Annotated in this window: 5 protein-coding genes; all 5 read left to right on the plus strand. The window is 41.5% G+C overall.

Annotated elements, in window-relative coordinates:
* Window positions 1-46 precede the first annotated feature (46 nt).
* Window positions 47-1231, plus strand: a complete 1185-nt coding sequence (locus H6G41_RS20500) for a response regulator (protein ID WP_190748061.1) — start codon at window positions 47-49, stop codon at window positions 1229-1231.
* A 224-nt stretch (window positions 1232-1455) separates the two neighbouring features.
* Entirely contained in the window at window positions 1456-1821 is a 366-nt protein-coding gene (locus H6G41_RS20505) for a response regulator transcription factor (RefSeq protein WP_190748063.1), read from the plus strand.
* 13 nt (window positions 1822-1834) lie between these two features.
* On the plus strand, window positions 1835-2365 hold the full coding sequence (locus H6G41_RS20510; RefSeq protein ID WP_190748066.1) for a chemotaxis protein CheW: 531 nt from the start codon (window positions 1835-1837) through the stop codon (window positions 2363-2365).
* 16 nt (window positions 2366-2381) lie between these two features.
* Window positions 2382-5243, plus strand: a complete 2862-nt coding sequence (locus H6G41_RS20515) for a methyl-accepting chemotaxis protein (protein WP_190748068.1) — start codon at window positions 2382-2384, stop codon at window positions 5241-5243.
* A gap of 145 nt (window positions 5244-5388) precedes the next feature.
* The gene (locus H6G41_RS20520) at window positions 5389-12186 is read left to right on the plus strand and encodes a response regulator (RefSeq protein WP_190748070.1); all 6798 of its coding nucleotides are present in this window, start codon (window positions 5389-5391) and stop codon (window positions 12184-12186) included.
* The last annotated feature ends 67 nt before the right edge of the window (window positions 12187-12253 follow it).

Consider the following 12253-nt stretch of genomic DNA (forward strand, 5'->3'; position numbering starts at 1 on the left):
TTAACAAAGAAGATCAACAGAATCACAAGGAGTACCTTTGAGTTAAATGCAGGGAGATTTAAATGAAATTGATATTCCTAGTATCCTGCAATTGATTGAGTGGGGACAGCGAACTGGTCAATTGTTGGTGACAACCCATAACTTTTGCCCTAGCCAAAAATTTATTGCACAAGCGAACAGACATCATCATTGTTTTAGCTGCAAGCCACAACAGTATTGGTTTATCTTTTTCGTCAACGGTCAGATTATCTATTGCCAACAAGGTGATGGTAGTTTATCAAGAATTGACGATTATTTACGATATTACCGAGTTAACATGCAGCTTGACGATCTACAACTAGCTTCTTTAGGCTCAGTGAATGTAGCCGAGTATAGCTATTTCTGGGAACTGCTGGAGCGCAATCTGATTAAACCTAAGGTAGCGCGTGATATTATGTACGGCCTTGTCTATGAAACTCTTTTTGATTTACTGAGTTTGCACGCAGGTTGCTTCACTTTTCACCAAGGGCCAGCACTTACCCCCCAATTAACGACTTGGGAGATTAGTCCTATCGTCAGCAAAATTATCAAGCAACTGCAAAATTGGCAGCAGATGTATCCACATATTCAGTCTCCTAATCAAGTGCCGATACTTGCTGATGAAGTTCAATTCCACAGTTATTTACCAGTAGAAACCATTAATAAGCTCAAGCATTGGGCAGACGGTAAAACTTCCCTTAGACAACTAGCTCGTAGTCTCAACCGAGACATTTACACAATTGCTAAGGCCATCTATCCTTATGTGCTGCAAGGCTGGCTGCAATTAGTATATTCAGATACTTGCTATTTTGATATACATAGAGAAAATTGGGCGATGTCGGGCGATCGCAAAGTACAGATAGTCAGTATTCAAACAGCAACAAGTAGCGATAAGCCTATAGAATCTATTTTGCACCGAAAAGGATATGAAGTGTTAACTTTAACTAATCCCTTAGAGTCCCTCAGTCTGATTTTTCAACTCCAGCCAGATATGATTTTTTGTGACATGACCATGCCGGAATTAGATGGGTATGAGATTTGTGCCATGCTGCGACAGTCAACCGCATTTAAACTAGTACCGATTATTCTACTGAGCGATCGCGATCTATTTATCGATCGCGTCCGCGCAAAGATGGTAGGAACTACTGATTATTTGACAAAGCCTTTGAGAGATACTGAGTTACTGACACTCATCGACAAATATCTCAAATAGACTATTGCATGACTAGACAAAAAAGATACAAGACTTGTTGATCTGCTAAAAGATGGGGTAAAAAATGTTATCACAGAAACAGCCAGCCCCAATCTAAGTAGTACAAATTTATTATTTAGTAAATTAGTGAAGGAATAAAGTTAATTTATACACTAAATGCTTGCTTTGAAAATCAGGGAATGTTCCAAATGGGAACGTCTACATCAGGAGGTAGATAGGCATTTATGAGTACAGTTCTGATTGTGGAAGACAGTATCGCACAAAGGGAGATGATCACAGACCTCCTGAAAGCAAGTGGCTTAAAAGTCACCCATGCTAGTGACGGAGTAGAAGCTTTGGAGGCCATTCAAAGCGCACCTCCCGATTTGGTGGTCTTGGATATTGTCATGCCCCGGATGAACGGCTACGAAGTTTGCCGTCGGTTAAAATCCGATCCGAAAACTCAAAATGTCCCTGTAGTGATGTGTTCTTCTAAAGGAGAAGAATTCGATCGCTATTGGGGAATGAAACAGGGTGCAGATGCTTACATAGCCAAACCATTTCAACCAACTGAGTTGGTGGGAACAGTCAAACAACTGCTGCGAGGATAAGGATGAAAATAACATGGTCAGCAAACCGGACTTTTTAAGTGGTGGTAGTCAAGACCACTTCCGTCCTGAATTACAAGTAGAAAGTCCTGAAGGTGAATTACATTTGCGGTTTTACATTCCTTCGCACCAGGAGTTTGCACTACCTGCAACTGGAATTCGAGAGGTAATGGAACTGAGTCCCGATAGAATCACTCCGATTCCTAATGCTTCTCCTTTACTTTTGGGTACTCTAAATTTACGAGGTCGAGTAATTTGGGTGGCTGATTTGGGTCAATTTTTGGGGGAAGCAACCGCGCTAAACACAGATAGAGCAGAAATTCCGGTAATTGCTATCGAAGATCAAGACACAATAGTGGGCTTAGCGGTAGAAGAAATCGGTGGCATGGACTGGCTAGATGTCCAGAATCTCATGTTACCAACTCATGTGCTGGATACAATGGCTCCCTTTTTACGCGGTGAGTGGTTATTAGATGCTAAAAAAAATCAGTGTCTAAGACTGCTCGATCAAATGGCAATTTTGCGGAGTGCAAGGTGGGCAGGATGAAATTGGGAGGGTGGATATGGCAGCAGGTATAGAAGATTACTTAGAAATATATAAGCAGGCTTGTACAGCTTACGCGCAACAAAATTATGATGTTGCCGCTACTTTAGTTGATAAAGTGGTGCAAAATTTACCAGATGACCCTAACTCCCATTTGTTACGGGGTCACATCTACTACGTTTTACAACAGTATGATATCGCCAAAGCCGAATATCAAAAAGTCTTACAGTTAACTGAAAATAAGGAAATCCTTGATTTTGCCAAGCATGGATTGGAGAGTATTGACCAATACCAACAGTCCTTAAGCGATCGCGTTGCTACTATAGAGAATCATCAGCAAATCTCTGCCGAAGATTTAGAACCTAGTACAGCAGATTTTACTAGTGACAGCTTTGAAGATAAAGCTTTTGGCGAGTATCAAGCAGTAGTAGAAGAAATCGAAGAACTATCCTTGGATAGTCCCTTTAATATCTCTGCAAACAGTAGTAATGGGTTTAGTTCTCAGTCCGATTCTTCAGCATCTTTCAGCGATGACCCCTTTAAGTTAGATACCCAAGCAATGGGGTTAGATTCTCAGACTAACAGTTGGGAAAAGGAAGAGGATTTGGAATTACCTGCTTTTTGGCAGGAAGATTCAACAGAGGATAGTACTGCGCAACCCACTAATGTGGGGATGACAAATTCCTTTGTTGAAGATGATAGCGATTCACCTTTTGCAGAAGTTGATTTATCAACCAGCAACAGCTGGGAAATACCTACAGAATTCTTGATCGGGGAACAATATAACCCACCAGAAGATTTAGATACCCACAGCAATAGCAAAGAAAGTGAAACTTTAGCCAAGAGCCAAACAGTTGTCCGGGATAATGCTACAAAAACAAATAATTTGCCATACAATTATCAGGAGAATATATCCGAAACTACATCCAATAATTGGTTGGGGCCGATAGAAGCCGAAGATAGCTTAAAAGAGGTATCTGCTGAGGCTAACAGAGATTTACCAAAAGAAGAAAAGCTGCCTAAACAGGGTGTAACAATAGAAACAAATAATTTAGAAATTGACGATAATTTTGATTTAGATGCTTTTGAATCTGCTTTTGGTTCAGAAAGTTTCACCCCAGATGAAGATACAGGAAATCTTTCTAGTAGCAGCAATTCCAAGAGTAACATAGAATTTTTAGATGACTTTGATGACTTTGACGATTTAGGTAATATTCCCGGTTTTGACCTAGCGGATGCAGACTCCAGTTTCAGCGATGTGGGTATGCATTCTGGTTCTTTAGAAATGGGCAGCAATTCTGAGTCTCAAAGTGGAGAACCTTTGAGAAGTGATGAAAATAGCGATCGCGAAGATGAACTATTTTCCATCACTGGGTCACAAGAAGCTGTGCCAATTTTTACCCAAGTTGATGTCTCGAAGTTAGAACCATCTGTCAGCATTGAGCAAGGTTGGTTAGCACCTTTAGAGAATGCTTCCCTAGAAAAGAAGCAATGGCTGATTGCAGGTAGTGTGGGTATCGTTTCTTCACTCGTGGTAGCTGTTGTTAGCTTTGGGGCAACAACATTTTCCCCACCCCAACAACGGGAATCGGTACGCAACACAGGCTGGGCTATGTCCTTAGCTGCTGGGTTGGCTGGTTTTGCTACCGCCGCTTTTATGGGTAATTTTACTATCAAGCAAGTTCGCCGTACTACAGATAACTTGCAGGCTCAGTTTGATGCTGTGCGTCAAGGTAATCTCAATGTCCAAGCTACGGTTTACTCCGAAGATGAATTAGGACTCCTAGCCACTGGCTTTAATGAAATGGCGCGGGTAATTTTTACTACTACCAATGAAGCCCAACGGAAAGCCGATGAACAGGAAGAAGCAAAAGAAAATCTCCAACGCCAAGTAATTCGCTTATTGGATGATGTGGAAGGAGCCGCGCGAGGTGATTTAACAGTCCAAGCTGAGGTGACAGCAGACGTACTGGGAGCCGTGGCGGATGCCTTTAACCTGACAATTCAAAACTTGCGGGATATTGTCCAACAGGTAAAAGTAGCCGCTAAGGAAGTAACCAAAGGTGCGACTAACTCGGAAACCTTTGCTAGAGCCTTATCTAGTGATGCCTTAAGACAAGCAGAAGAATTAGCAGTAACATTGAATTCCGTACAGGTGATGACCGACTCTATTCAGCGGGTGGCAGAAGCAGCGCGGGAAGCGGAGGCTGTTGCCCGTGATGCTAGTACCATCGCCCTCAAAGGTGGGGAAGCAGTGGAAAATACGGTGGCGGGTATTTTAGAAATTCGCGAAACTGTAGCAGAAACCACCCGCAAAGTAAAGCGGTTAGCGGAATCTTCCCAGGAGATCTCAAAAATTGTTGCCTTAATCTCGCAAATTGCCTCTAGAACCAATTTGTTAGCTCTGAACGCCAGTATTGAGGCGGCCAGAGCAGGAGAAGCTGGACGCGGATTCGCAATTGTCGCCGATGAAGTGCGCCAGCTAGCAGATAAATCTGCCAAATCCTTAAAAGAAATCGAACAAATTGTCATGCAAATCCAGAGTGAAACCGGCTCTGTAATGACGGCGATGGAAGAAGGTACACAACAGGTAATTAAGGGCACTAAATTAGCAGAAGAAGCCAAGCGATCGCTGGAAAATATTATTCAAGTAGCCAATCGCATTGATATTCTGGTGCGTTCAATTACCACTGATACTGTGGAACAAACTGAAACTTCTCGTGCTGTAGCTCACGTTATGCAATCCGTAGAACTAACAGCGCAAGAAACCTCACAGGAAGCACAGAGGGTTTCTGGAGCACTCCAAAATTTAGTGGGTGTATCCCGTGACTTGATAGCTTCTGTAGAACGTTTCCGGGTAGAAACCCTGGAATCTAGATAATAGTCACATAGTCAATAGTCCAAAGTCAAATAATTGACACTTGACTCTTGATTATTGAACTCACTGGCTCTACCTGGGGAGACCCCTGCGTACCCGTCAGTGGCTCCCGTTGACCTTAGACCTTTGACTCTTGGCGAAAAAAACTATGCTGCCGGAACAACAACAGCGCATTTTGGGTTACTTTATTGAAGAAGCAAGAGACCACCTGAATACGATTGAGCAGGGGTTGTTAAATCTCCAGAGTACCCTGAACGACCCAGAAATGATTAATGAAGTCTTCCGGGCGGCTCACTCTATTAAAGGGGGAGCGGCGATGCTTGGTTTGAGTAGCATTCAGCATACATCCCACCGCCTAGAAGACTGTTTCAAAATTCTCAAAGAAAATCCGATCAAAGTTGACCAAAAGTTAGAGTCTTTATTCCTTGGTGTTGCTGATACCCTCAAGGCGCTGTTAGAAAATTTGAGCGGCCCTTATGGGTTGTCGGAAGAGACAGCTAATAATTTGATGTCCGAAACTGAGCCAGTCTTCCAATGGCTGAATCAGCACCTAGAATTGCTGGTACAACAAGCAACCAATGGGATAGACAGCAGTTCGGTAACAGAAATACGTCCAGCTTTTGCAGATAACGGCCACACACTGACAGAAATTTTCATGCACCGGGATTTCTCGGATGCAGAAGATGACAACAGCAATGTATCTAATGATACAACACTGAAAGTGCCCCAGGAAACAGGTTCGCCGACTGTTTTACAAAAACAGGAAAATTGGAGCGAATTCCAAACCCAAGTGATGCAAACACTGCGGGAAATGTTGCAACTGTTTAAACAAGGGACAACTCCCCAAAATCGGCAAAGTCTCCAGCAATGTTGTCAGCAGTTACTCCAGCTTGGTGAGGCATTTAATTTACCTAAGTGGTGTAATTTATGTAAAGCAACCACAAATGCGATCGCTAATCCAGATAATACTTATCTAACGCTGGCGAAAATTGTCATTACAGAAATTAAAACAGCACAGGAATTAGTTCTCCAAGGTAAAGACGCGGAAATTGTCATTAGTCAGCAGTTAGAAGTACTCTTGAGCTTTCCGGAAGTTGAGCTATTTGAAATGACTACCGCTGATTTACCAGATGAGTCTGAATCGGACTTATTTGCTAACCATGATGATAATGCGATCGCAGCGGAGCTATCTACAACAACGAATGATATTTTTAATGACAGCATAACTAACTTATCTACCCTCTCTGAGCCAGTTAATCCAGATCGGGCAATTCCATCAATCAAGGAGCTTACAAACACTGAGCTTTCTGTATTATTTAATACAGAAATTGGCAATGAAGATGAGACCTTGCTAATTAATCGCAATCTTGACCCTAAAGGCCCAGAAGTTGGTATAGCAGAGTTAAATACACTTGCTGATTTATTTGAAGGTGAAACGCCAGAACTCGATGAAACTTGGCAACAAGAAGAAATTTTAGACATTAATGCTAATAGTAATTTAGGTATCGATATCAGCGGTAGCGATACGGAGGATGCTGATAGCGATATAGCTGATTTACTATCTTTTGATGAAGATACAAGTATTGATGATTCCCAAAAAACTATAATTCAAACTGAAGATTTCAGCGCTTTATTTGGTGAGATTTTCTCAGAAAAAGAAAATTCTGTACCGCTTAAGCCTCAAATACCAGCAACCAATTCTGAATTAAGTAATCTGATCAACCAAGATTTAAATTTAGATAGCTCCAATAATGAAAGTGTAGAAGAATTTGCTGATTTGCTCCTGGAATATCCTGGAGATATTGCACCACCAGATGTAGTGCAAGATTTATTAGGATTGGCATTAGATGCAGACGAAACCCAGATTGGCGGTGAATTTGCTCAACCAAAAGAGGAAGCGATCGCTAGCACGGAAATATCTAATAAACAATCAAGGGATTTAGATGAATTATTCTTGGATGATTTCCACGATAATTCTTTAGAAGAAATCACTCCGATTAAAGAATCAAAACTTAATTTACCACAACCAGAAAGCTTTTCTTTAGATAATTTATTTACGGAAATACCAGAAAAAGAACCACTTTCTAACAATAAATCAGATATTGGAGATTTATTTGATAGTTCGTCAACAATAGCCAGAGATTTTTCATCTTCAACAGAAAATTTACTCAATTTCTGGGATGAAGATGGACAAACAGAACAACAGTTAGAAGTAGATGCAAGCATTGAGCAAGATGTAGCTAAAGCATTAGAAGAAAGCTTATTTACAGCTGCTAATGAGTTTTTGAATGATAGCGAATCACTGTTATCTTCAGCAGCAACAAGTTTCGATTTAGAAGACTTCGATCGGACTATTTTGCAAACAGATGAGCAGATAGATTTGATATTGTCAGCAGATGCTGGGATGGATTTATTTGCCGATTTGGCGCTCACTGATACAACAAATTCCTCTATCGTTGACGATAAAGAAGAACCTGTAATAGACATTAACAGCTTATTGCCAGAGCAAAGCGGTGTCTCCGACGGGCTAAGCCAAAGCACGCCACTCCCCACAACAGCCTTACCTCCAGAAGCTTTAGATTTTACTCCTGAATTTACTAATCAACCTACAGGAAATTTATTTGCTAATGGTTCTAATTCTGTTACCGATCTGGAAAATGATTTGTTTCATATTGATACAGCAGAAACAACTGTTACTGAAACTTCAGAATTGAATCTAGTCTCTGTTGAATCAAATGCCGATAGCGAACTTAATTTCGAGGAATTAGAAAAATCTGATACCCCAGAAAATACTATTATCAATACTCTGGAATTAGATTTAATTGAGGAATCATCTGCAAGTAGCGAATTTGATTTTGGAGAATTAGAGAAATCGGACACAACAGAAACGACTGTTGCCGAAACGTCAGAATTGAATCTAGTCTCTGTTGAATCAGACGCCGATAGCGAACTCAATTTCGGAGAATTCGAGGAACTAGATACAGCAGAAACAACTGTTGCCCAAACTCCAGAATTAGATTTATTTGCTGAGGAATCAGACGCCGATAGCGAACTCAATTTCGAGGAATTTGAGGAACTAGATACAGAAAAAATAACTGTTGCCGAAACTTCAGAATTGAATTTAGTTGCTGAGGAATCAGCCGCAAATAGCGAACTCGATTTTGGGGAATTCGAGGAACTAGATATAGCAGAAACAACTGTTGCCCAAACTCCAGAATTGAATTTAGTTGCTGAGGAATCAGCCGCAAATAGCGAACTCAATTTTGGGGAATTCGAGGAACTAGATATAGCAGAAACAACTGTTGCCGAAACTTCAGAATTGAATTTAGTTGCTGAGGAATCAGCCGCAAATAGCGAACTCAATTTTGGGGAATTCGAGGAACTAGATATAGCAGAAACAACTGTTGCCGAAACTTCAGAATTGAATTTAGTTGCTGAGGAATCAAACGCCGATAGTGAACTCAATTTCGGGGAATTCGAGGAACTAGATACAGCAGAAACAACTGTTGCCGAAACTTCAGAATTGAATTTAGTTGCTGAGGAATCAGCCGCAAATAGCGAACTCAATTTCGGGGAATTGGAAGAATCAGATATAACAAAAACGACTGTTGCCGAAACTTCAGAATTGAATTTAGTTGCTGAGGAATCAACCGCAAATAGCGAACTCAATTTCGGGGAATTGGAAGAATCAGATATAACAAAAACGACTGTTGCCGAAACTTCAGAATTAAATCTAATCTCTGTTGAATTAGACGCCGATAGCGAACTCAATCTCGGAGAATTAGAGGAACTAGATACAACAGAAACGACTGTTGCCGAAACTTCAGAATTGAATTTAGTTGCTGAGGAATCAACCGCAAATAGCGAACTCAATTTTGGGGTATTCGAGGAACTAGATACAGCAGAAATGACTGTTGCCGAAACTTCAGAATTAAATCTAGTCTCTGTTGAATCAGATGCCGATAGCGAACTCAATTTCGGAGAATTCGAGGAATTAGATACAGCAGAAAAGATTGTTGCCGAAACTTCAGAATTGGATTTAGTTGCTGATGAATCAGATGCCGATAGCAAACTCAATTTTGGAGAACTAGAAAAATCTGATACACCAGAAAATACTATTGTCAATACGCTGGAATTAGATTTAACTGAAGAATTACCCACAAGTAGCGAACTGAATTTTGGAGAATTAGAAGAATCAGACATAACAGAAACAACTGTTGTCCAAACTCCAGAATTAAGTCTAGTCTCTGTTGAATCAGATGCAAGTAGCGAACTCAATCTCGGGGAATTCGAGGAATTAGATACAACAGAAAAGATTGTTGCCGAAACTTCAGAATTGAATTTAGTCGCTGAGGAATCAGTAACTCCTTTAGATTTAAGTTTGACCGAAGCTGCTAATTTACAAAATTCTCCTGATAAATTAGATTTTGAGGAGATTTCGGAAACGGTTGCTGATATTACGGTACTAGGGTTAGTTGATGAATTATCAAAAACAGAAACTACCCTGCAAGAATTCGCCAATATAGAAAACTTATTAGAAAATACAGCAACTAATTTAACAAACACAGCTATTACAGAAAAATCTGTAGAATCAAATATAGAGCAAACAACTGAATCGGAAAAAGTTACTGAACAAGATAATACTGTTGTTGCTAACGACAGAGAAGTTGCACCAGAAGTGGCTGCGGAAGATGAATTTGCAGATTTAGAAACTTTATTGAAAGAAGAATTCGCATCTCCCATACCTGATGAAGATTTTGCAGCACTGGAAGCATTATTAGATACAGAAAAAGATGATAATAGTTCCGTTGCAGCTGCACCTGTCTACCCTCAAAAATTGCAACCAACAACTGCTAACAATTCCAGCAATACTGTTAGCGCACCAGAGATAGAGGATGAATTTGGTGATTTAGAGAAGTTGTTAGCAGAAGCAGATCAAACGATATCGCACTCACCATCAACTAAAGCAAACACAGGCAAAAATCCACGCCCATCTACTCGTCGTGCGGCTAGGTTTGAAGAAACGATGAAGGTTCCAGTGAAGCAACTGGATGATATGAGCAATTTAGTTGGGGAGTTGGTAGTAAATCGTAATACATTAGAGCAGGATCAAGAACGTCTGCGACAGTCATTGGATAACTTGCTAGTTCAGGTGCAACAGCTATCTGATGTTGGGGCGAGAATGCAAGAATTATATGAGCGATCGCTACTGGAAGCTTCGCTTTTAGCCAGCCGCAAAAATAAAGAAGTTGGTGCACCATCCCCAGATTCCAATTCTGACAGGGGTTTTAGTGAACTAGAAATGGATCGGTTTACGCCTTTCCATACATTGTCTCAAGAAATGATTGAAATGATTGTCAGAGTTCGGGAGTCAGCGAGTGACATCGACTTTGTGACGGAAGAAACTGAGCGAGTAGCAAGACAATTCCGACAAGTAACCACCCAGTTACAAGAGGGATTGACAAGAGCAAGAATGGTGCCATTTTCCCAAGCAATCGATCGCTTGCGGCGCGGCGTGAGAGATAATGCCATTAAATATGGCAAGCAAGTGGAGTTAGTCATTGAAGGTGGCGACACCTTAATTGACAAAATGATTTTGGATCACCTGACAGATCCATTAACTCACATGCTGAATAATGCGATCGCTCACGGCATTGAAACCCCCCAAGTGCGACAAGCCTCTAGTAAAAAGCCCGTAGGAGAAATCAAAATTCGTGCTTTTCACCAAGGTAACCAAACTGTAATTTCTGTGGGCGATGACGGTGCTGGTATTGATACAGAAAGAATTAAAGCCAAAGCTTTGAAGCTGGGTATGCTCACAGCCGAAGAAGCAAAATCCATCACACGCCCAGAAATCTACGATTTGCTATTCCAGTCTGGTTTTAGCATTAAAGATCAGGCGGATGAAATTTCCGGGCGCGGTGTGGGTATGGATGTAGTGCGATCGGAAATTAGCGAAATTCGCGGCATAGTTAATACCGATTCTACCCTAGGCAAAGGAACAACCTTTACAATTCGTCTCCCGCTCACCCTAAGTATTTGTAAAGCCCTGTGCTGCGTTAGCGATCGCGCTAGAATTGCCTTCCCAATGGATGGTGTAGAAGATACTCTAGATATTCCGGTGAAAAATATCCAGGAAACTGCTGACGGGCAAACCTATATTCCCTGGCGCGATACAGTATTACCCTTCCGTCCCCTCAAGGATATTTTAGCCTTTAACCGCCAACTCAGTCGCGGTAATGTCTACGGTGGTACTCGCGATGATGATATGGTTTCAGTTGTGGTAGTGCGATCGGCAAATAACCTGATTGCCCTACAAATTGACCAAGTGTTGAGCGAGCAAGAAATTGTAATTAAGCAATTTGAAGGGCCCGCCCCCAAACCCTTGGGTGTAGCTGGTGCTACAGTCCTAGGTGATGGTCGGATTATGCCCATTGCTGACGTGCTGGAAATCATTGACATCTTCCAAGGACGGATGTCTAAACAAACTGGTGGTATTTGGCAACAGAAAACTACTCCTCCCGTACCAGAAGTCCCATCTGTTAAAATTGACCCAACTGTGCTGATTGTGGACGACTCAATTACAGTCAGAGAGTTACTTTCCCTCACCTTTAACAAAGCAGGTTATCGAGTAGAACAAGCCCGTGATGGACAAGAAGCTTGGGATAAACTCCGCTCTGGGTTGCCTTGCGATATCGTATTCTGTGATATTGAAATGCCCCGTTGTGACGGACTGGAGTTACTTTCTCGCATTCAGAAAGACAACAACCTGAACCAGCTACCAATCGCCATGCTGACTTCCAGAGGTGCTGATAAGCACAGGCAAATGGCAATCCAACTCGGTGCTAGCGGTTACTTTACCAAACCTTACCTAGAAGAAGCTCTACTAGAAGCAGCAGTAAGAATGCTCAAGGGAGAAAAACTAATTCATGGTACTGGTGCGTAAAGAATAGGGGAAGAAGGACAAGGGAAGGGGCATTAGGGAGATAAAGCCATGCCCCATGCCCATTACA

The organism is Tolypothrix sp. FACHB-123, from assembly GCF_014697075.1.
Classification (GTDB): Bacteria; Cyanobacteriota; Cyanobacteriia; order Cyanobacteriales; family Nostocaceae; genus Aulosira.